General features: G+C 70.7%; 17 protein-coding genes. 10 read left to right on the top strand and 7 right to left on the bottom strand.

What is annotated here, in order from left to right:
- The first annotated feature begins 15 nt into the window (after window positions 1–15).
- Together HH310_RS08165 and HH310_RS08160 are read left to right on the top strand one after the other, a co-directional pair.
- Window positions 16–1,128, top strand: coding sequence for an AAA family ATPase (locus tag HH310_RS08165; protein WP_169174819.1), 1,113 nt, complete (start codon window positions 16–18; stop codon window positions 1,126–1,128).
- Window positions 1,125–3,908, top strand: a complete 2,784-nt coding sequence (locus HH310_RS08160) for a DUF5682 family protein (protein ID WP_169174818.1) — start codon at window positions 1,125–1,127, stop codon at window positions 3,906–3,908. The genes HH310_RS08165 and HH310_RS08160 overlap by 4 nt, the downstream gene beginning before the upstream one ends.
- 740 nt (window positions 3,909–4,648) lie before the next feature.
- Here HH310_RS08160 and HH310_RS08150 read toward each other — a convergent pair.
- Window positions 4,649–5,227, bottom strand: coding sequence for a hypothetical protein (locus tag HH310_RS08150; protein ID WP_169174817.1), 579 nt, complete (start codon window positions 5,225–5,227; stop codon window positions 4,649–4,651).
- A gap of 150 nt (window positions 5,228–5,377) precedes the next feature.
- Here HH310_RS08150 and HH310_RS08145 point away from each other — a divergent pair, with 150 nt between their 5' ends.
- Both HH310_RS08145 and HH310_RS08140 read left to right on the top strand, forming a co-directional pair.
- Window positions 5,378–8,305 carry a M36 family metallopeptidase gene (locus HH310_RS08145; RefSeq protein WP_169174816.1) on the top strand — a complete coding sequence of 976 codons (2,928 nt, stop codon included), beginning with the start codon at window positions 5,378–5,380 and terminating at the stop codon, window positions 8,303–8,305.
- 95 nt (window positions 8,306–8,400) lie between these two features.
- A complete protein-coding gene (locus HH310_RS08140) occupies window positions 8,401–9,687 on the top strand; it encodes a DUF2207 family protein (RefSeq protein WP_169174815.1) in 1,287 nt (428 codons plus the stop codon).
- A 6-nt stretch (window positions 9,688–9,693) separates the two neighbouring features.
- Here HH310_RS08140 and HH310_RS08135 read toward each other — a convergent pair whose 3' ends face one another.
- Window positions 9,694–10,326, bottom strand: coding sequence for a hypothetical protein (locus tag HH310_RS08135; protein WP_169174814.1), 633 nt, complete (start codon window positions 10,324–10,326; stop codon window positions 9,694–9,696).
- Window positions 10,327–10,459: 133 nt separating this feature from the next.
- Here HH310_RS08135 and tnpB point away from each other — a divergent pair, with 133 nt between their 5' ends.
- The gene (tnpB, locus tag HH310_RS08130) at window positions 10,460–12,061 is read left to right on the top strand and encodes an IS607 family element RNA-guided endonuclease TnpB (protein WP_312033906.1); all 1,602 of its coding nucleotides are present in this window, start codon (window positions 10,460–10,462) and stop codon (window positions 12,059–12,061) included.
- A 50-nt stretch (window positions 12,062–12,111) separates the two neighbouring features.
- Here the strand turns inward: tnpB and HH310_RS08125 are convergent, their stop codons facing one another.
- From HH310_RS08125 to HH310_RS08115, 3 genes are all read right to left on the bottom strand, one after another.
- Window positions 12,112–12,888: an endonuclease/exonuclease/phosphatase family protein gene (locus HH310_RS08125; RefSeq protein WP_169174813.1), complete on the bottom strand. Its 777-nt coding sequence runs from the start codon at window positions 12,886–12,888 to the stop codon at window positions 12,112–12,114.
- Window positions 12,773–14,350 carry a phosphatase PAP2 family protein gene (locus tag HH310_RS08120; RefSeq protein WP_169175075.1) on the bottom strand — a complete coding sequence of 526 codons (1,578 nt, stop codon included), beginning with the start codon at window positions 14,348–14,350 and terminating at the stop codon, window positions 12,773–12,775. The genes HH310_RS08125 and HH310_RS08120 overlap by 116 nt, the downstream gene beginning before the upstream one ends.
- Before the next feature lie 102 nt (window positions 14,351–14,452).
- Window positions 14,453–15,373, bottom strand: a complete 921-nt coding sequence (locus tag HH310_RS08115) for a diacylglycerol kinase family protein (protein ID WP_248293802.1) — start codon at window positions 15,371–15,373, stop codon at window positions 14,453–14,455.
- 104 nt (window positions 15,374–15,477) lie between these two features.
- On the opposite strand from HH310_RS08115, the gene HH310_RS08110 reads away from it, so the two are divergent.
- The 4 genes from HH310_RS08110 to HH310_RS08095 are packed head-to-tail and all read left to right on the top strand — an operon-like array spanning window position 15,478 to window position 18,037.
- Window positions 15,478–15,969, top strand: coding sequence for a DUF1990 family protein (locus tag HH310_RS08110; RefSeq protein ID WP_169174811.1), 492 nt, complete (start codon window positions 15,478–15,480; stop codon window positions 15,967–15,969).
- A complete protein-coding gene (locus tag HH310_RS08105) occupies window positions 15,966–16,742 on the top strand; it encodes an MBL fold metallo-hydrolase (RefSeq protein ID WP_169174810.1) in 777 nt (258 codons plus the stop codon). The genes HH310_RS08110 and HH310_RS08105 overlap by 4 nt, the downstream gene beginning before the upstream one ends.
- On the top strand, window positions 16,739–17,344 hold the full coding sequence (locus HH310_RS08100; RefSeq protein ID WP_169174809.1) for a VTT domain-containing protein: 606 nt from the start codon (window positions 16,739–16,741) through the stop codon (window positions 17,342–17,344). Before HH310_RS08105 ends, HH310_RS08100 begins: the two co-directional genes overlap by 4 nt.
- A 9-nt stretch (window positions 17,345–17,353) precedes the next feature.
- Entirely contained in the window at window positions 17,354–18,037 is a 684-nt protein-coding gene (locus HH310_RS08095) for a DivIVA domain-containing protein (RefSeq protein WP_169174808.1), read from the top strand.
- 8 nt (window positions 18,038–18,045) lie between these two features.
- On the opposite strand, the gene HH310_RS08090 is transcribed toward HH310_RS08095, so the two are convergent.
- Complete coding sequence (locus HH310_RS08090) at window positions 18,046–18,681, bottom strand: response regulator transcription factor (RefSeq protein WP_169174807.1); 636 nt, start codon at window positions 18,679–18,681, stop codon at window positions 18,046–18,048.
- Window positions 18,654–19,919, bottom strand: coding sequence for a sensor domain-containing protein (locus HH310_RS08085; RefSeq protein WP_312033905.1), 1,266 nt, complete (start codon window positions 19,917–19,919; stop codon window positions 18,654–18,656). Before HH310_RS08085 ends, HH310_RS08090 begins: the two co-directional genes overlap by 28 nt.
- Before the next feature lie 112 nt (window positions 19,920–20,031).
- On the opposite strand from HH310_RS08085, the gene HH310_RS08080 reads away from it, so the two are divergent.
- Window positions 20,032–21,060 carry an acyl-CoA desaturase gene (locus tag HH310_RS08080; RefSeq protein ID WP_169174806.1) on the top strand — a complete coding sequence of 343 codons (1,029 nt, stop codon included), beginning with the start codon at window positions 20,032–20,034 and terminating at the stop codon, window positions 21,058–21,060.
- The last annotated feature ends 1 nt before the right edge of the window (window position 21,061 follow it).

The following is a 21,061-nucleotide window of genomic DNA, read 5'->3' as shown; positions in this document are numbered from 1 at the left end:
CGGAGAACTTTTCCCATGACTGACATGCTGCGTGCCCCCGCCGAGGTCAAGTACGCCGACGAGCTGGACTGGCTGGAGTCCATCGACGACGGCCCGAAACCCTTCTCCTGGCGGCTCAGCCCACGCATGGTCCGCCTGTTCGTGCTCGGCTCCGAGCGCACCGACGGCCTCGACCGCGAGATCCCGCAGAAGTGGTTCGGCGACCGCGGCTTCGTCGAGCGGGCCATCGTCACGCTCGCCTCGGACCGCGGCCTGCTGCTGATCGGCGACCCGGGCACCGGCAAGAGCTGGCTGGCCGAGCTGCTCGCGGCCGCGATCAGCCGCAACTCGACGCTGGTCGTGCAGGGCACCGCCGGCACCACCGAGGACCACATCAAATACTCGTGGAACGTCTCGATGGTCATCGCCAAGGGCCAGTCCCGGCAGTCGATGATCCCGTCGCCGATCATGACCGCGATGGAGGGCGGCGTGATCGGCCGCTTCGAGGAGCTGACCCGCTCCACCAGCGACGTGCAGGACGCGCTGATCTCGATCCTCTCCGAGAAGTACGTGTCCATCCCCGAGCTCGACGACGACAACATCGTGTTCGCGAAGCCCGGCTTCTCCATCATCGCGACGGCGAACAGCCGCGACCGGGGCGTCAACGACCTGTCGTCGGCGCTCAAGCGCCGCTTCAACTTCGTCCGCATCCCGGTGGTGACCAACAAGAAGAGCGAGGCGGAGATCGTCCGGTTCCGCACCGAGGAGCTGCTGCGCCGGCACAACATCGAGCTCGATGTGCCGCCGACGCTGCTCGACGTGCTGTTGCAGAGCTTCGCCGACCTCCGGGCCGCCGCCGCGTCCGCGACCAGCGACGACGAGAAGCTGGAGTCGGCGCTGTCCACGGCCGAGCAGATCGGGGTGCTGGAGGACGCCATCCTGCACAGCAACTTCTTCGGTGCCTCGGCCTTGACGGCCGAGACGCTGGCCGGCTCGCTGGTGGGGTCGCTGGCCCGGCGCAGCCCGGAAGACCTCGCGATCCTCAACAAGTATTGGCACGGCGTGGTCGAGCCGCGCAGCAAGGACCAGGGCGGCGAGTGGGACGGCTTCCTGACCGGCGGCCGTGAAGCGATCGCGACCCTCTCATGAGCGGACCGTTCGACGCGCTGCGCGCGCAACTGCTCTCCGCGGCCTCGTCGCTGGCCTCCGGTCCGGCGGTGCTGCCCGAGATCCTGGCCGGGATCGTCGACGACGTCGGTCACGCGCTGCGCGAGCCTCTGGAGATCTTCCCGGTCTGCCACCACTCGCCGGCGTCCGCGCTGGCGATGGCCCGGCGGCTGCGCGAGAAGCAGCCAAAGGTGATCTACCTGGAACTCTGCGAGGACATGGCGCCGCTGCTGGCCGAACTGCACAACTGCCGGTTGCCGGTGGCGTTGCAGGCGTTCGCGTCCGAGCTGGACGGCTTCCCACCGGAGTCGGCGCCACTGAGTGTCATCGCGCCGATCACCGAGGCATCGGCGGAATACCAGGCCATCGCGTACGCCCTGCGGACTCCCGGGGTCGAGCTGGTGCTGGTCGACCGGTCCACCGACCACGTGTTCCAGTGGCAGCCGTTGTCCCCTCCCCCGGCACATGCCCCCGAGGAGGACGACGACCTGCACGGCGACGCGGTCGGGGTGGAGATCGGCGACCTGCGCCCCCGCTTCGCCGAGCTGGAGGAGCACCTGCTGCACCACGGCCGGGTGCGGCACTGGTCCGAGTGGTGGGACCAGTACGTCGAGCAGCCGCTCGCCGGGGCCGACTACGACACCTACCGGCAGGTCATGGTGCTGGTCGGGAGCCTGTTCCGGCGGCTCGCCCCGCACGACAGCGAACGGTACGCGACGGACGAGGACCGCGAGCGATACATGTGGACCCGCATCCGGGCCCACCTCGCGGCCACCGGCACCGACCGGGCCGACTGCCTCTACATCTGCGGGGCCTTCCACGCCGCGAGCCGGGTGGCCGAGGCCGGTTCCGATCCGTCCGCGCCGGACTTCGCCATCACGCCCCGGACGGCTACGAAGTGGTTGTACGGGCTGATCCCGTCCAGCAACTCGGCGATCGAGGCCCAGTTCGGGCTGGCCCAGGGCTCGGTGTCGATCGCGACGGCCACCTGGCAGAAGTCGCTCACCAGCATGCGGCTCGTCCCGTTCCGGCTGGGCGGCAAGCCGGCGAAACTCCCGGTGCCGGCGCCCGGCTCGACGGCCACGGTGGACGACCGTCTCTCCGGCTACCTGTCCGGGCCGGTCACGCTGCACGGGCTGGACGAGGAGGAGCTGCGCGGCTGGTGCGTCGACATCGTCCGGCTGGCCCGCCGCAACGGATACCTGGCCAGCACCGCCGACGCGATCGCGGTCTTCGAGACGTCGGTGCTGCTGGCGGGGATGCGGGGGCGGGCACGGCCCACGCCGTACGACTTCCAGGACGCCGCGGTGACCTGCATCGAGAAGGACGCCGTGCCCGGCCGGCGCGACGTGCGGCGGCTCTGCGAGATCCTGCTCGGCGGCGACCGGATCGGCCAGGTGGGATACGACGCGCTGCCGCCGCTGGCCCGCGACGTGTACGACCGGCTCGCCCCGCTCGGCCTCAACCTCGAACAGCGCACGATGAAGCGCGCGCTGCTCGACCTCGCCGCCCAGCCCGAGCTGGCCGCCTGCTCCCAGCTGCTGTGGATGCTGCGTTACCTGCTGCCCGACCAGACGGTCCGCCCGATCATGGGGTCGCGCCGGCTGGGCGAGAAGCACATCCAGGAAAGCTGGGACCTCGACCTCGGGCGCAACCAGCGTGCGCTGATCGAGCTGGGCTACGAGGGCGTCACCGTCGAACAGGTGCTGGAGCAACGGTTGCGCCGCGACGCCTGGGCCCCCGACGCGAGCGCGGCCAAGGCGCTCACCGCGGTGGAGCATTCGCTGCTCTTCCTGCAGAGTCCGCGCCTGACCGAGGAGCTGGGCGCCCGCGCGGTCGAGCTGCTCGCCGCGGAGCGCACCGTGGACGACGCGCCGCTGGTGCTGCGCCGCATCCGCCGTCTTCTGTCGTATTACCGCTCGTCGGCGCCGGTGCTGCCGGCGTGGTGCGAGCGGTTCGTCGTGGCGGGCTACGCGCATTACTGCACGCTGCTGCCGACCGCGTTCGTCGAGGAGGAGACCGGGGTCCGCCAGGTGGGCGCGATGCTGGGCTTCCTGTTCGGCATGGAGAGTTTGGCACTGTCGCTGGGCTGCGACCGCACCCAGCTCGACCTGGCGATCCGCCAGTCCCATCCGGAGGCGCCGGCGAAGATCGCCCTGCTCTGGGCGGCACGGCACCAGCTCGGCGCCCTGCCACTGTCCGACTTGCGCGTACGCCTCGACGACCTGCTCGGCAACCCGCTGGTGGTGCCGGCGTTCCCGCAGTACGTGAGCGGCTTCGTCCAGGCCCTGGAACCGGTGCCCCGGTTGGCCCCGTTCGTGGTCGAGACGCTGTCCAAGGCGTTCGCCCGCCTCCCCGACCGCGTCTTGCTCCCGTGGCTCCCCACCCTGATCACCACGTTGCGCGACCAGGCCGGCGAGCTGGTGCCGCTGCTGACCCGCGAGGCGGGCCGCACGTTCCCGGCGACCCTGGCCGGCCTGGACGGCTGGACCCCGCCGTGGGAGGCCAAACCGCCCGCGGCTTCCGAGGCGGTGGCGGCCGCGGCGCCGCGCCCCGCGGTGACGGCGTTCCTGGCCGCGCACCCGGCGGCCACGAACGCGGTCGCGGCCTTGCTGGGCCACACCGGCGAGTGGACCACGGCACCAGCGCGGCCGGCAGCCGACGCGGCGGCCTTGGCCGGCGGGGACCGCGAGGCGGCTGCCACCCTGCTCAGCGCCTATCCCGAGACGGCGACGGCGGTGATGACGCTGATCGGCAGGTGAACCGGGCGCCAGAGACATCCTTTCCGGGTCGGGGTCCGAATCCGCGTCGTTGCCGGGCCGGTCGTGGTGGAGCTCGATTCCGTGCGCGTCGATGCTCCGCTGTCGGGCAACAGACCCCGCGCAACCCGCAACCGGCGCGGCGCAACCACCACCCACAACCGGCACGGCGCAGCCCCCATCCGCAACCGGCACGGCGCAGCCCCCATCCGCAACCGGCACGGCGCAGCCCACAACCGCAACCGGCACGGCGCGGCCCACAACCGGCAATGGGTAACCGGGTAACCGGAGACGGGCAACCCGCAATCGGCGACCCGCGGCAGCCCACCACGGGCAGCCCACCACCGGTATCGGCCGCCGAGGTGATCGATGAGCCGCACCATGTCTCCAGGCCGACGCGACCTCATCCATCCATCCCACTATGTGGCGACCCCGGCCACATTCTGGACTTTCTCGAGACCTTGGAGACCTACGCCCACATGCGAGCCATAAGTCTCCATCCACGAAATGCCCCGAAAAGCGGTCGAACAAAAGGCGCGAAAGCGGAGAAACGACGCTCCATTGTGGACGAGGATCTCACCTTGTGGACGCGCTGCCACGATGTGGTCGCCGGTCCCGCACAACGGACACGGATCCCACATTATGGCCTCGCAGGGCGGCGCCAGCAGAAGCCGATCAGTGAAGAGACGGCTTCACATCGATCGCGCTGTTCGTGCCCACGCCATCTCTAACGCGAAAGATCTCTAGCGGCGACGACGCGAGGGTTTGCGCTTCCGGGCCGCGCCCGGCACGAATCGGGGCGGCACCGGCGGCAGGGGCCGGCGGGGCCAGAAGCCGCGGTGCGCCAGGCCGTCCGGGACGAGCGGGCGACGGGTGATCCTGCTGTACGCCCACCGGATGACGAACAGGATTCCCGCCGCCTCCAGCAGCGTGAAGAACACCGGTCCGGCGTAGCGGACACTGTCACCCTTGTCCATGATCGTCGGATCCGCCGGGTCATAGATGACATCCATGTGGTCGCCGACCCTCGGGAGCCCGCCGGGAAACCCGACGTCGGTCGTCAGCTCCTCGCCGCCGGGCAGGACCAGCAGCGCCTCGTGGCGGTGGCGAGATTCGGTCGTCAACGCCGCGACCCGGGCCGTCGCGTGCACACCGTTGGCCCGCAGGTCGGCTACCTCCTGCCACATCTCCGTGACGGCCAACGCTCCCCCGACGACAAATCCAACGAAAATGACCTGGCTGACCCTCGTCTTGATCGACCCCACGAAGCCATCGTCCACGCCATCCGCAACGTCGGGCACCCGGGTAACCACCAGCACCACGCGGCGGATTTATCCCTCTCCATGGGCATATCACGCCGTACAGAATCGATAATTTTAAATCTTTCTAGATGTTCAGCCTATGTCGCGGGCGCCTCCGGGTGCGGTCGGATGCCAGGGACCGGTAAACCACCGCTCCATAAAGGAGGGACCGTGCGCACCCCATCCCGTGCGTTGGCGGGTACCACCACCGGAGTCCTCGCCGCCGCGCTCGTGCTGACCGCCGCAACCGGGGGCAACGCCGCACCGGCCACCCCGGCGAAGGCTCCAGCCGCGACCGCGCAAGGCGACGACCACCACGACAAGACCAGAGACAACCGACGAGGCCGCCTCGCCCCGACCCCGGCTCAGCGAGCCGCCGCGGCCGGCGCCGACGCCCGCTGGAACGACTTCGGCACCCCCGCTTCGCTGACCGCCGAGAGCCAGCCTCTCGCCACCGGGTTGCCCGCCGACCCGGTCGCCGCCGCCCGTGCGTACGTGGACACCAACCGCGACGTCCTCGGCCTCACCCAGCGTGGCGCCGACGCCCTCGAACTGCTCACCACCGCGCCGATCGGCGAGGGCGCCGCCGTCATCTTCCGGCAGCGCTTCGGTGACCTGCCGGCCGGCCAGGACGGCCTGCTGTCGGTGGGTGTCCGCGACGGCAAGGTCTGGTATGTGAGCTCGTCGCTCGCCCGCGACGCCGCCGCACCCGAGCCGGCCACTCTCACACCGGCCGACGCGCAGCGCCTCGCGGCCGCCGACGCCGGCATCACGAACGCGACGATCATGTCGACCCGGCTGGTCGCGGTGCCCACCGCGGACCAGGGCGCCCGCGCCGCGTACCAGGTCACGCTCGGTGCCGATCTCACCGGGAGCGATCCGGCGGCGTACACGAGCTATGTCGACGCCCGCACCGGTGGCGTCCTCGTCCGCGAGGACATCGTCGACTCGGACAGCGACCGTGACACCCCGGAGTGGGAGGTCTTCCCGAACTCACCGCGCGTCGACTACTCCTCCGCGGACACCCGGCGCACCTGGTGCTTCCAGCCCACCCGCGGCTGCGACGAGGTGGTCGGCGGACCGGCCTCGCCGCTCGCCTGGGACGTCGACCCGGCCACCGAGGCGTCGACGACCACGACGTCCGGCAACAACGCGTTCGCGGTGCACAACTGGAACTCCAACGACCCGTTCACGGTCGGCACCGAGAAGGCCACGCCGCGGCCGGATCGCGAGTACGACTACAAGTGGACCAACCAGTGGTACCGCGAGTCGTGCAACCCGGACGTCTTCACCTCGGCGCAGCGCAACGACATCGACGCCGCCCGGGCCAACCTGTTCGGGATGCACAACCGCATGCACGACTTCGCCTACTACCTGGGCTTCACCGAGAACACGTGGAACATGCAGGACGAGAACCTGCGTCCCGGTGGCCTCGGCAACGACCCGGAGCAGGGCAACGCGCAGGCCGGTGGCATCTCCGGCGGTCCGCCGGACTTCGCCGCGCGCGACAACGCCAACCAGATCACCCCGCAGGACGGCGTCGCGCCGATCACCAACATGTACCTGTGGCAGCCCATCGCAGGCAGCTTCTACGCGCCGTGCGTGGACGGCGACTACGACATGTCCGTGATCGGGCACGAGTACACGCACGCCATCACCGGCCGCATGATCGCCGGGCCGGACATGGGCGTCAACACCCCGCAGGGCATGAGCGAGAGCTGGTCCGACCAGGTCGCCATGGAGTATCTGCAAGAGAACGGCTACGCGCCGGAGGGTGTGCGCGGGTTCACGATCGGGCAGTACGTCACGAGCGACCCGATCGCCGGCATCCGCAACTACAACATGACGCGCAGCCCGCTGAACTACAGCAGCATCGACTACGACTTCGTCGGGCTGCAGGTGCACGCGTCCGGCGAGGTGTGGACGGCGACGAACTACGACATCCGCGCCGCGATGATCAAGAAGTATGGCAACGGGTCGCCGTCGCTGCAGAAGTCGTGCGCCAACGGGCGGACGCCGGTGACCAAGTGCCCGGGCAACCGGCGCTGGATCCAGCTGATGTTCGACTCGTTCCTGCTGATGGCCAACAGTGCCAACAGCATGGTCGACGCGCGCAACGCGATGCTCGCGGCCGACGTCATCCGCTTCGGCGGGGCGAACCAGGCGCTGCTGTGGAACGCCTTCGCCAAGCGCGGCCTCGGCGATGGTGCGGCCAGCGTCGGTGCCGGCGACGTCAACCCCACACCGAGCTTCATTTCCCCGTACGCCTCGGAAGCGTCCCTGAAGTTCCGGCCGGTCGACGAGCACGGCCGTCCGGTGCCGAATGCCAAGTTGTTCGTGGGTGACTACCAGGCCCGCGCGGTGGCGGTGGCGGACACCGACCCGGCGACCACGTTGCCCGACACGGTCAGCCTGGTCCCCGGCACGTACTCGTTCATCGCGCAGGCGCCCGGCTACGGTCTGGCCCGGGTGAAGCCGCGATTCGTGTCCACAAGAGACCATTTGCTGACCGTCAAGATGCCGCACAACGTGGCGTCGGGTGCGGCCGGCGCGGTGGCTACCGGCGACGGCATCAACCTGGTCCGGGTCAACGACGACGACGAGGCCACGAACTGGGCCTCGCTCAACTCGCCGGTGGCCGGCAAGCAGGTGACCGTCGATCTGGCCGGCGGTGCGCAGAAGGTCAAGCGGGTCCAGGTGAGCGCGATGCTGCGCCCGCCGGTCACCGGTGACGTGGACGCCGGCACGCAGAGCCGGTTCTCCGCGCTGCGGCAGTTCCGGGTGCAGGCGTGTACCGCGACGGCCACCGTCACGTGTACCGCGGCGGCCGACTTCCGCACGGTGTTCACCAGTGCCAAGGACACGTTCCCGTCGGTCGCGCCGCGGCCGCGGGCCCCCGAGCTGCTGGTCAAGTCGTTCGACATCAAGCCGACGACGGCCACGCACCTGCGGCTCGAGGTGCTGACGAACCAGTGCACCGGCGCGCCCGACTACGCCGGTGAGCAGGACGCCGATCCGCGCGCCGTCAGCGACTGCGCGACGGGCAGCCCGCAGGCACTGAACGTGCGGGTGGCGGAGTTCGAGGCGTACACGCAGTAATGGATTTGACGAGTGGGCGGGCCGATCGGGTCCGCCCACTCGATGTTCACTTGGTTGTTACTCGCCGCAACATCGACCGGATCTATCTTTAGGCCTTGATCATCATTGTTCTGATCGCCGGCGTGCTCGCGGCCGCCGGCTTCGCCTGGGTGGCCACCTCGATCAACCGCGCCACCCGCACCAACCAGCCGCAGCCGTACCCGGAACCGACACTGTCCGGCCCGGAGACACCGGCGGTCGTGAACCTGCTGGTGAACGGCTGGACCGTCACCTCCGACGCGGCCGCGGCCACACTCGTCGACCTGACCGCCAAGGAGTACGCGGTCATTCACGACGGCACCGCGCACCCGCTGCGCACCGGCGTCGACCTCGGCCTCCGGCCGTACGAGCAGATGGTGCTCGACCGGCTCGCGGCGGTGCAGCAGCCCGCGGCCGGGAGCGCGCCCTTGGAAGCCCTGCGGTTCCGCGGCAGCGACGATTCGGCGGCCTGGTGGAAGCGATTCCGCGACGAGATCACCTTCGAGGCGCGCGCGGCCGGCCTTTCGCAACCGCGCTACGGAAAGCGGGAACGCCGGTTGATGCGAGGCTCCGCCGCGATCGCCGCGCTGCTGTTCGCCGTGACGCTGCTCGGGTATTCGCTCGGCGCCGCGGCGGGCGGGTTCGTGCTGGCCTTCGGCTTCGCGCTGGTCGTGGGCGAGCGCCGCGAGGGCGAACGGGACACCCCCGCCGGTCTCGCCGCCGCCTCCCGCTGGCTTTCCGTCACTGACCCCAGTCCCGCGTACGCCACGGCGCTGGGAAAGACGCCGGAACTGAGCGCCGCGCTCCCGTTCAGTCAGGCCGACCGCCGGACGCTGTGGTCGTCCTACGGCGGGTACTGGCACCGGATCCACGTCAGTTATCCACCGGACAAATTCCCGTACGGGATCAGCGGTGTGCGTCTGTTGTGGATGGCCGCGCTGATGATCGGCCTCGGCGGCGGCGCCGGCGTGTTCCTGACCCGGGTCTTCGACCTCGCGCCGGACGCCGACGCGTTCAGCATCGGCGTAACTTACTTCTTCGACGCGCTGTGCCTGGCCGGCTTCGTGGTCGCGCTCTTCGGGTTGCGCATCGCTGTTCGCGCGCTGCTGGACATCTCCGCGCCGGAGACGGTCAGCGGCCAGGTCCAGTGGGTCGAGGCCTGGCGTCGCAACACGCACCCGGACGACACCGAGCCCGGCCCACCGTGGCTCTACTACGTGGCGATCGACGACGGCCGGACCGACCGGACGACCGCGTGGGGCCTGCCGGACAAGCTGCTCGCCGGCGTGACCGAGGGCGTGACGATCACGATTCGCGCCCGTACGTGGTCACGCCGGATCATCGAGGTCACGCACGAGCAGTAGGTGGTGTCAGGCCTGCGGCGGCAGGCCGGCGTAGGCCTGCGGCGGCACACCGGCGTACGCCTGGGGTGGCACGTCGGCGTAGGCCTGCTGCTGGGCGGCGTAATACCGCGCGGCCGACTCCCGCGCGGCCACCGCCTCGGCCACGAACGCCTCGTGGGCGCGCGGGAAATCGACCTCCTGCCCCTTGCTGATCGTGATGCCGCCGGCCACCGACGACCACGTCGCCCGCACCGCCACGATGTAGCCGACCATGATCAGCACGATCAGCAACAGCAGCGAGACACCCGGACCGGCGGTGCCGTCCGCGACGCTGCCGTCCGATGCGGACAGTGCGATCGGGATCCCGGCGACTCCGGCGACCGCCAGCACGATCCCGATCACCATGCGGCTCATCCGGTCACGCGAGCAGCGCGGGCAGAACGGCCACCGAGCGGCCCGGACCTCCTTCTGCACCGCGCGCACCACGATCAGAAAGACCACACCCCCGGCCAGCACCAGCGGGTACGCCCATCCGGGCACCCGCGAGATGAACCGCGCGGGCTTGTGCCCGGCCGCCGGTAACCCGTGCCGCACACACACCGTAGGCGTCCCCCATCCGGTCGACACATACGCCGCCGGGATCCGCACCCCGTTCGCCACCTCGAGCCTCCCCGCTCATCGATTTCGACCGCGCAATGATCCACGGTCGTCATTGGATGGTGCGCGCGGGGTAACAGCTGCCGAAATTGATGACCACTAGACTAGTGCCTACTAGTCGTCTAGGGTCGGCGTCGTGAACCTGGAGGGATGGGCGACATTCACCGATGTCTCGTACGCCAGCGAGCGGCGGCGCGACGAGTCCGGAATGCTGCCTGTTCCCGGAGAGCGGCTGGGTAGGTTGACTATGGCTGGTGAACCGGTGTCCGGGGCCACGGCTGGGCCGGCCGGGCAGGCGGTGATGTACTCGGGGTTACGCCGTGCGGAGGACGCGGCAACCAAAGGATCCGGTTTGAAGACGATCCAGGCATACCGGTTCGCGCTAGACCTCACACCAGGCCAAGAGCGTGACATGTACGCCCACGCCGGGGCGGCCAGGTTCGCGCACAACTGGGCACTCGCCCGGGTCGAGGCGGTCATGGGTCAACGGGCGGCGGAACGCTCCTACGGAGTGCCGGACGAGCAGCTGACGCCGTCGATGCCCTGGTCGCTCGCGGGTCTGCGCAAGGCATGGAACGCTGTCAAGGCCGATGTGGCGCCGTGGTGGGCCGAGATGTCCAAGGAGGCGTTCAACACCGGTCTGGACGCCCTCGCTCGCGGGTTGAGGAACTGGGCCGACTCCCGTACCGGCAAAAGGTCGGGTCGCCGTGTCGGATTCCCCAGGTTCAAGTCCCGCCGCCGCACCACACCATCGATACGGTTCACCACTGGACCGATCCGCGTCGAGCCCGACCGGATGCATATCGTGCTGCCCCGGCTGGGCTCGTTGAAGCTGCACGAGTCCGCCCGCAAACTCGCCCGGCGTATCGAGAACGGCACCGCGCGGATCATGTCCGCGACGGTGCGTCGTGACGGCGGGCGCTGGCATGTGTCGTTCACCGTCGAGATCGAGCGCGCCGAACGCGTCCCGGGCCGGCCCCAGGCCGTGGTGGGTGTGGACCTCGGGATCAAGTATCTCGCGGTGCTGTCCACCGGCGACCTGATCGCCAACCCCCGCCACCTGGTGACCGCACAGCAGCGGATGCGCTCGCTCGGACGCGCCCTGTCGCGTAAGTGCGGCCCCGACCGGCGCATTTGCCGACGTCCGTCGAAACGGTGGCAACGGGCGGCGGCCCGGCTCAGCCGCGCTCACGCCCGGGTGGCGAACCTGCGCCGGGACGGCCTGCACAAGCTCACCACCCGACTCGCCCGCGAGTACGGCACAGTCGTGGTCGAAGACCTCAACGTCACCGGGATGCTCGCCAACCGCCGACTGGCCCGGCACATCGCTGACGCGGCGTTTGCGGTGATTCGCCGCCAGCTCGCCTACAAGACCGGATGGAATGGTGGCCGGCTGCTGGTGGCTGATCGCTGGTATCCGTCCTCGAAAACCTGCTCGGGCTGCGGCGCGGTGAAAACCAAACTCGCCCTGCACGAGCGGACCTACGTATGTGAGGCGTGCGGGCTGGTCTGCGACCGCGACCGCAACGCCGCACTCAACCTGGCCGCGCTCGCGGCCGAGTTCAACACGGCCGGGAGTGGCCCGGTAGCAGCACGTGGAGCCGACTGTAAGACCCGCCTCGGCGGGCAGGTGGCCGCGAAGCGTGAACCCGGCACCGCGTCGGCGGGTCAGACCGGGACCGTCCCGCCGCAAGGCAGGACTACCAACACGTGCGCGCTAAGGCGCACTGAGAGGTAACGGTTGCATCTGCTCCCGGGGAAGGCACCAAGCTTGACCGCATGAACGATTCAGATCGCCAGATCGGCGCGCAGGGGGTAATGGTCCGAGGCGTATTCGGTCTCGTCGCCTCGCACGACATGGACGTCGGTCGCCAGAGACGCGAGCTGTGGCGCGGCGAAGACGTAATCGAGCCGCATCCGGGAGAATTCCTTGCCACCGCCGCGTGTGGTCGGCACGGTGAGTGGCTCGCCGCGGCCGGCCGCCCGCCACAGGTCGACGAGGCCGGCCTCGCTGAACGCGGCGACCGCGCGGGTGTCGACCACGCCGTCCGCGCCCGCGTGCCGCCGCCGGTGCGTGCCGGGCAGGCCGGCCAGCATCGCCGTGTGATCGGTGCCCGGGTCCAGCCCGTTGAGGTCGCCGGCGATGAGCACCGCGCCCTTGCCCGGGTTGAATCGGTGGGCCAGCCAGATCGCCTCGCGGCGGCGGCGCGGCGGCGAGAACGGGTTGAGGTGGGCGCTCACCATCGTGAGCAGGCCGACGCGGGTGCGGACGGTGACGGCCGCGGCCGCGTGGTGCAGCCGCCAGCCGAACGACGCGCTGCGCACGATCTCCAGCGGCGGCCGGACGAGCATCGCCACCGGCTGCCCGAGCGGCGAGCGGGCCAGGCGCGGGGTCATGCCGACGGCGTCGGCCAGCGCGGTCATCCGGCGGCCACCGTGCCGGCCGAAGTTACGAAGCTCCTGGAGTGCGAGCAGGTCGGGGCGCTCTCGGGCGATCACCGCCGCGATCGCCGTGAGGCGATCGCCGTGCCAGTCGTACCCGCCGGTCTTGACGTTCCACGTCATGATCCGCATCGTCATGCTGAATCTCCCGGGCCGCCTCGGAGACTGACACCGCCGACTCGTTCGGCCGCACCACCCACCAAAGCACGGCCAGCCACGCCGCGGCGAGCAGAAGCCCGCCGAGCACGTCGGTCGGATGGTGCATGCCGCGATACATCCGGGACGCCGCCACCCCGGCCGGCATCACGATCGCCGCCACCAGGAACAGCCAGCGCCACCACTGCCGGATCCGGGCCATCGACACGATCGCGATCGCGGCCCACAGGCAGGCGGTGGCGGCGACGTGGCCACTCGGGAACGACGAGGTCGGCAACACCCCGTCCAGCTGCTCGACCGGCGGGCGCGGGCGGTCGGTGGCCGCGGCGCTGGTCAGGAAGAGAGTGAGTTCGCCGACCATGGCCAGCACGAGGAACAGCACCGGCCGCCACCGCCGCCACAGGGCCAGCGCGATCGGGCAGAACACGAGCGAGACGGCCAGGACCGCGTGGGTGTCGCCGGCCTTGCTCCACCACCGGCTCGCGTGGTCGAGCGCCGGCGTGCGGAGCGTCTGCAGCCAGCGCGGTACGGCGTCGTCGAACGAGCCCGGCAGCCAGTTGGTCACGACGTATCCGAGGACGTACAGCAGGCCGAAGGTGAGCACCCAGCCCACCAGGATCTCGGCGCCCTTCGCCCACGGGTGCGGCAGCATCGCCCGCTCGGCAGGTGCCGGGTCCAGGTCGGGGGCGGCCTCCGGTTCCAGACCCTCGGTCAGCGGCGGGGTGGGGTGTCCGGCCTCGCGGCGCCACACCCGGAAGGCATACGCGGTGACGCCGATCCAGGCCAGGCCGAGGAACCAGCCGGCCAGCACGTCGGAGAGGAAGTGCACGCCCAGCCCGATCCGGCTGAGCCCGACCGCGACCACGATCGTCGTCGCGGCCCCGATCACCCAGCCACGCCACTGTCCGTGTGCCAGCGAAAGGAAAACCAGGGCGAGCATCCCGTAGACGATGGTGGTGCCGAGAGTGTGCCCGCTCGGAAAGCTGTTGCCGGCGCCGCGCGCGATCGGGTCGGCCACCACCGGCCGCACCCGGCCGACCAGGGTCTTCAGCGACGGGTCGAGCAGCATCGCGCCGACACCGGTGACCGCGAGATACAGAGCCAGCCGCGGCCGACGGCGGATCAGCAGCATCACGATCACGATGACGACCAGCGGGATCAGCACGCTGCGGCCGCCGGCCGAACTGATCGTGCTGAGCACCTTGACCACGGCCGGGTGTGGCGCGATCAGCCCGTTCAGCCGGTCGTCGATGGACTGGTCGAGGTGTTGCAGCGGCTCCCAGCGGTCGCGCACGAGCAGCAGCAGCGTGCCGAAGCACAGCCCGGCCACGACGATCGCGAGCAGCCCGAGCACGCTGCGCTCGGCGAAGTGCCGCACGGGCCCCCAGCCCGCGCGTTCGACCACGCTGCCGTCGTCGGGCTTGGCCACGCTGCGGTCGTCTGGCCTGGCTACGCCCTTGGGGTCGGGCACGACCACGTCGTCGGGCTCGTTGGGCACGTCGGGCTCCTTCGGGGGCGGGTATCCCCCGATTTACCCCGCGGGGTCCGTTCGCACACGTAAGCCCTTGGCCGCCTCGGCTGCCGCCCCCGCGTCGTACGCCAGATCGGGGTCGCCGTCCGGGCGGGGCACGCAGAGCAGCAAGGCCTGCGGCTTCACGTGGATCCGCAAAGCCCGGCCCGGTTCGATGAGGTCACCGTCGAGCTGGCGCGGCTGCGTCCTGCGGGTGTAGATCTCCACACGCTCGGCGGTGAACGTCTCCATCAGCGGGATCCGTTCCCGGCGGCTCATCACCGCCCAGGCCAGCCGGACCCAGTGCGCCAGGTTGTTCGGGCTCAGGATGGCCACGTCGAGCTTGCCGTCGGCCGGGTCGGCCCTGCTGAGCAGCCGCAGACCACCCTGCAGGCGGCCCACGTTGCCGACGATGACCGTGCGCGCGCGACGCGGCTTCGGCGCGCCGCCGTCCAGCACGATCCGCGCGCGCATCGGGCGGTCCCGCAGGTGTTTGAGGCCGCCGCCGACGTACGCCAGCCAGCCGAGATGCTTCTTCGCCCGCTCCGAGGTGCCCTCCAGCATCCGGGCGTCGAAGCCGATGCCGGCCATCACCGCGAAGCAGCGGTCGCCGGTCACCCCGACGTCGATGCGCTTACGGCCGCCCTCGAGCGCCACCACCACCCCGGTGGCCGGGTCGTCGCCCAGGCCCAGGTTCGCGGCGAGCAGGTTGCCGGTGCCGGCCGGGAGCACCGCCAGCGCCACGTCCGAGCCGGCCACGGCGGTGACCACCGACATCACGGTGCCGTCGCCGCCGCAGACGAAGATCAGTTCGGCCCCGTCGCGTACGGCCTGCTCGGCCTGGCCTCGCCCGGGGTCGGCGACGGTGGTCTCATGCCAGACCGGCGCCGGCCACCCGGCCATCGCGAGTCCCTCACCGATGACGCTGCGGAGAAATTCCATATCGGGGACTTTGACGGGATTCACCACGACGGCACTGCGGGGTCCGGCCACGCGCATAGTCTGCCGGAGGCATGCCGCGAGGGCGACTCGGGAACACTGACCGGGTGAGCGATGTGACCTATGCCCCGATCGGCGCGACCCGGACAGGCGAGCTTCCGCCCGGGTACCGCTATGTCCGGTATCGAATGCTGCTGGGCAACGGCGACGAGCTGTACCGGCGGGCCGGCGACGCGATCGTCACCTTCGCGATGCACCGGGCGCTGAAACCCGCCAAGATCACAACGTCGGCGCCGCGGGCCGAGTCGGGTGTGCGGCTCACGATCGGCCTCGGACCGCTGAAAGCGCCCTGTGAGATCGTCTGGGCGGACGGCGACGGCTTCGGGTACGGGACGCTGCCCGGTCACCCCGCCGCCGGTGAGGAGGCGTTCCGGGTGATCCGCGACGCCGGCGGCCGGGTGTGGTTCACGGTCCTCGCCTACAGCCGCCCGGCCCGGCCGGTGATGCGGGCCGCCGGACCCCTCGCGGTGATGTTCCAGCAGTCGTACGCCCGCCTGTGCGGACGCGCGCTGAAAAGGATCTGTACCGTGAAGTCGTGAGCACGACGTCGATAACCTGGTGGGGCCACAGCACGATGTGGCTGGCCGATTCGGGCACGACGCTGCTCACCGACCCGATCCTGGTGGGCCGGATCGCCCATCTGCGCCGGATGGCCGGCCCCGACCCGGCGCTGCCCGGTGAGCCGGACGCGATCCTGCTGTCCCATCTGCACGCCGACCACTTCCACGTGGGCTCGCTGCGGACGGTGCCGGGCACGCCGCGGCTGGTGGTGCCGCGCGGCGCCGCGAGCTTCCTGGCCCGGTCGATGGGCCGGGAGGTGGCCGACCGCTGCGTCGAGCTCGCCCCGGGCGACGACGTGATGATCGGTTCGGTCAAGGTGCGTGCGGTCCCGGCCGCGCACGACGGCGGCCGCGGCCCCTGGTCGCGCGAGCGGGCTCTGGCCATCGGCTTCGTCGTGGAGGGCGCGGCCCGCACCTGGTATGCGGGCGACACCGGCCTGTTCAACGAGATGACCGACCTCGCCCCGATCGACCTGGCGCTGATCCCGGTCGGCGGCTGGGGGCCGACGCTGGGCGCGCACGGTCACCTGGACGCGGCGGCCGCCGCCGAGGCGGTCCGCCGGGCGAAGGCGTCCTGGGCGGTGCCGGTGCATTACGGCACGTTCTGGCCGATCGGCATGCACCGGATCCGGACCCACATGTTCAGCGAGCCCGGCCGCCGGTTCGCCGAGCTGGCCGAGCGGTCCGCACCGGACACTCAGGTGCGCGTGCTCGCCCACGGCGAGACGCTGACGATCGGGAAACCCGCGTGACCGCCACCCTCGGTGCGCTGGCCTGGTTGTTCCTTGTTGTCGCTTTTGGCGCCATCGTGCCCATCGTGCCGACCGGTGCGGCGGTCAGCGGTGCGGCGGCGCTGGCGTTCCACGAGCACCACCCGGTGACGATCGTCTTTGTGATCGCGTTCGGCGCCGCCGGGGCGTACGTGGGCGATCTCGTCATGTACGGGATGTGCCGGCTCGGCGGCGAGCAGCTCGCCCGGCGGCTACGCTGGCTGCGCGACGAGGAGCACCTGGCCACGGTGAAGGACCGTCTGAACAAGAGCCAGGTGCCGGTGCTGCTGGTGTCCCGCCTGATCCCGGGTGGCCGGGTCCCGGTGCTGCTGGCGGCGGCGTTCGTCGGCCTGTCCTGGCGTACCTTTGTGGTCGCCAACGTCCCGGCCTGCGCCCTGTGGTCCGGCGTCTACGCCGGGATCGGGGTGGCCGGCGGCTCGATCTTCCCCGAGCCGTGGGAGGGTGTGGTCGCCGCGGTGCTGCTGATCCTGGTCGTCAACCAGGTGGTGTCCTGGTGGAACAAACGACGTGGTGCCCGCACCGAGAAGTCCCCGTCCGACGGCATGAGCTCCACGCGAGAATAGAGGTACCGGATGCCGCTCACTCCGGCAGACATCCACAACATGGCGTTCAAGAAGCCCCCGGTGGGCAAGCGTGGCTATGACGAGGAGTCGGTCGACGCGCTGCTCGACGAGGCCGGCCAGGAACTGATCCGGCTGATCGAGGAGAACGACGACCTCCGCAGCCGCATCGGTGACGGCCCGGCCGGGCCGGCCGGCCCGTCACCGTTACAGGATCAGCAGCGCGAGTTCGCCGACCTGGTCGAGCGCTTGAAAAACCTGCAGGAGGGCCGCCGGCGGGCCGAGCAGGACGCCCGCGACATGCAGGCCCGGCTGGAGCGCGCCCGCGACGAGGCGCAGGCCGCCGGCCCCGCTCCGGCCGCCGACGGCGACCGTTCGGTGCGGGTGCTGATGATGGCGCAGCGCACCGCCGACGACCACATGCGCGACGCGCGCGAGGAGTCGGACGACGTGATGGCCAACGCGCAGACCGAGGCCGAGCGGATCACCGTGGACGCGCGGGCCGAGGCGGGGGCCATCGAGTCCGGTGCCCGCCGCGGTCACGCCGAGGCGATGGACGGGCTGGCGCAGCGCCGCACCGCCCTGCTGAACGAGATCGACGGGCTGGAGGAGCTGGCCCGCGGTTACCGGACGGCGCTGGGCAGCCACGTGGCGCGCCAGCTGCAGGACCTGGACGGCGCCCCCGAGGTGGCCTGACCGGGGGATCAGGCGTCGAGGAACATCCGGACCGCCAGCACGCGCCGGTTGTCGTCCTCGGACGGCGGCATCCCGAGCTTGGCGAAGATGTTGTTGATGTACTTGCTGACCACTTTCTCGGTGATATAGAGGCGGGTGGCGATGGCCGCGTTGGAGCGGCCCTCGGCGATGTGCCGGAGCACGTCGAGTTCCCGCGGGGTCAGGCCGGCGAGCGGCTTACGGCGGGCCAGCAGTTGCGCGACCACCTCCGGGTCGAACGCGGTGCCGCCGGCCGCCACCTGATGGACCGCCTGCACGAACTGATCGACGTCGGAGACGCGCTCCTTCAACAGGTAGCCGACTCCCCCGTTGCTGTCGGTGAGCAGCTCCCGCGCGTACAGGGGCTCGACGTGCTGGGAAAGCACCAGGACCGGGAGTCCGGGGATCGCCTCGCGCGCCGCGATGGCCGCCTTGAGACCCTCGTCGGTGTTGGTCGGTGGCAGCCGGACATCGACGATGGACACGTCCGGACAGTGCCCGAGCAGCGCCGGCAGCAGCGCCGGACCGTTGTCGACCGCCTCGACCACCTCGAAGTCGAACGCCTCGAGGAGCCGGGTGAGTCCGTCTCGGAGGAGCGTCAGGTCCTCCGCGATGACAACGCGCAAGGCACCTCCATGGTCACGACCGTCGGGCCCCCGCTGGGGGACGACACCGTCATCGTCCCATCGAATGCGTCCAACCTTCGCACGATGCCGCTGAGCCCCGTCCCCCGCGTCGCGTCGGCACCGCCGCCGCCGTCGTCGCCGACCTCGAGACTGAGCAGCCCGTCCAGGTGACGCATGGTCACCCAGGCGAACCGGGCACGGCTGTGCCGCGCCATGTTAGCGAGCGCCTCGGCGACCGCGAAGTAGACCGCTGACTCGACCGGGGTGTCGAGCCGGCCGGGCAGGTCGGAGGTCACCTCGGTGCGGACCGGCAGGCTCAGCGCGAGGGCGCGCACGGCCCCCTCCAGCCCGCGTTCGGCCAGCACCGGCGGGTGGATGCCGCGGACCAGGTGCCGCAGGTCGACCAGCGCGGCGGTGCTGGCCGCGCGCGCCTCGGCGAGCAGTTTCAGGGCGGCCGAGGGGTCGCGGTGGACCAGTCGCTCGGCGAGCCCGATGGTCATGCCCACCGACACCATCCGGGCCTGCGCGCCGTCGTGCAGGTCGCGCTCGATGCGGCGCAGCTCGGCGGCCTGCGCGTCCATGGCGTCGGCCCGGGTGGTGGTCAGGTGCGCGACCCGCAGCCGCAGTTCGGCGGCCCGGGTGGGCGCGAGCAACAGCCGGGCGAACCGCACGTCGGTCGCTCGCAGCAGCGGCGCCACGGCCAGTCCCCCGGCCAGGATCGCCAGGCCGACCGGAAGGGCCAGCCACGCCTCGGCGAAATTGGTGGTGGGCCAGAACAGCGCGTACCCGAACCAGACGTCGCCCAGGAACAGCCACAACGGCAGCAGCACCGTGCCCACCAGGCCGTACGCGGGAATCGCCACGGTGACCAGGCCGAGGATCACCCCGACCAGCGCGCCCGGGAGCAGCCAGGCCACGTCGCGCCAGGTGGCCGGGTCGGTGATGATCCAGCGCAGCCACCGGCGGCTGCCGATCTCCGCGTCGTCCGGTTGCGGATGATAAGGACGACCCAGCCGTACGCCCGCCCGCCGGCCGAGGTGACGCTCGAGGTCGGTACGCCACCGGACCACTGTCGTGCTCACGCCGAGCAGCTCCGCGCCGAGCAGCGGCACCGGGCTGAGCACCAGCGAGGCCACCCACAACACCAGCACCGGCACGTTGAGCACCGCGAGGACGGTCGCGAACAAGCCGTCCGCGGTCGCGCTCAGACCGGTGAGCAGCCGGTGCCGCAGCATCATGCGAACCATCATCCCGCGCCCGCCCCCACTACGGCGCAAGGGTGCTGGCACCCCAAGACGGTTGGGGTCTCACACTCCTGCCTCGGCCGTTGCGGGCCCGAATACTCGGTTCATGACCGCGACGACAGTAAGACCACGCGCGAACACCGGAAGTGATTTCGCCGAACTGAACCGGCGGGTGAACGCGCAGGGCCTGATGGAGCGCCGACCGGCCTACTACGCCTTGCGGCTGAGCCTGGTGAGCGCGATGCTGGCCGGCGGCTGGGTGGCCTTCTTCCTCATCGGATCGTCCTGGTGGAACCTGCTGGTGGCGGTCTTCCTCGCGGCGGCCTTCGCCCAGGTCGGGCTCGTCGGGCACGACCTCGGGCATCGGCAGGTCTTCCGCACGAAGCGGCCCAGTGACATCTTCGGCCGGATGGCCGGCAACATCGGCGTCGGGATGAGCTTCGGCTGGTGGATGGACAAGCACACCCGCCACCACAACAACCCCAACCACGACGACCTCGATCCGGACGTGGCGCCCGAGGTGCTGATCTGGGCAACCGAGTCGGCGCTGGGCCGGCGGGGTCTGAAGGCCTTCGTCACCAGGCATCAGGCCGGGCTCTTCTTCCCGCTGCTCACCCTGCTCGGCCTCGACCTGAAGATATCCAGCATCAAGGCGCTGCGTGCCGGTACGGTCAAGCGCCCCGGTCTGGAGGCCGCGCTGCTGGTGATCCACGCGGTCGCCTATCTGTCCGCGTTGTTCCTGGTGCTGTCGCCGCTGCAGGCGGTCGCCTTCTTCGTGGTGCACCAGGCCCTGTTCGGTGTGTATCTGGGCATGACCTTCGCGCCCAACCACAAGGGCATGCCGCACCCGACCGGCGCCGAGGACTTCCTGCGCAAGCAGGTGCTGACCTCGCGCAACGTACGCGGTGGATGGTTCGTCGACGTCGCGCTCGGCGGCCTCAACTACCAGATCGAGCACCACCTGTTCCCCGGCATGCCGACCGCGAACCTGCGCAAGGTGCAGCCGATCGTGCAGGAGTACTGCGCGGAGATCGGGGTGCCGTACGAGCAGACCGGGTTGATCGAGTCGTACCGGCAGGCGCTGCGGCACCTGCACGAGGTCGGCGCACCGGCGCGGGCGGCCCGGGCCGCCTGAC

The sequence above is a fragment of the Actinoplanes sp. TBRC 11911 genome (assembly GCF_012933445.1).
Classification (GTDB): domain Bacteria; phylum Actinomycetota; class Actinomycetes; order Mycobacteriales; family Micromonosporaceae; genus Actinoplanes.
The sequence above is the reverse complement of the archived record's forward strand: the minus strand, read 5'-3'. Positions and strand labels throughout refer to the sequence as shown.

Coding starts and splice junctions, on each gene's coding strand:
- HH310_RS08160 (WP_169174818.1), top strand. CDS start 1,125: ATGAGCGGACCGTTCGACGCGCTGCGCGCGCAACTGCTCTCCGCGGCC.
- HH310_RS08095 (WP_169174808.1), top strand. CDS start 17,354: ATGCCGCTCACTCCGGCAGACATCCACAACATGGCGTTCAAGAAGCCC.
- HH310_RS08125 (WP_169174813.1), bottom strand. CDS start 12,888: ATGACGTGGAACGTCAAGACCGGCGGGTACGACTGGCACGGCGATCGC.
- HH310_RS08085 (WP_312033905.1), bottom strand. CDS start 19,919: ATGATGCTGCGGCACCGGCTGCTCACCGGTCTGAGCGCGACCGCGGAC.
- HH310_RS08165 (WP_169174819.1), top strand. CDS start 16: ATGACTGACATGCTGCGTGCCCCCGCCGAGGTCAAGTACGCCGACGAG.
- HH310_RS08080 (WP_169174806.1), top strand. CDS start 20,032: ATGACCGCGACGACAGTAAGACCACGCGCGAACACCGGAAGTGATTTC.
- HH310_RS08115 (WP_248293802.1), bottom strand. CDS start 15,373: ATGGAATTTCTCCGCAGCGTCATCGGTGAGGGACTCGCGATGGCCGGG.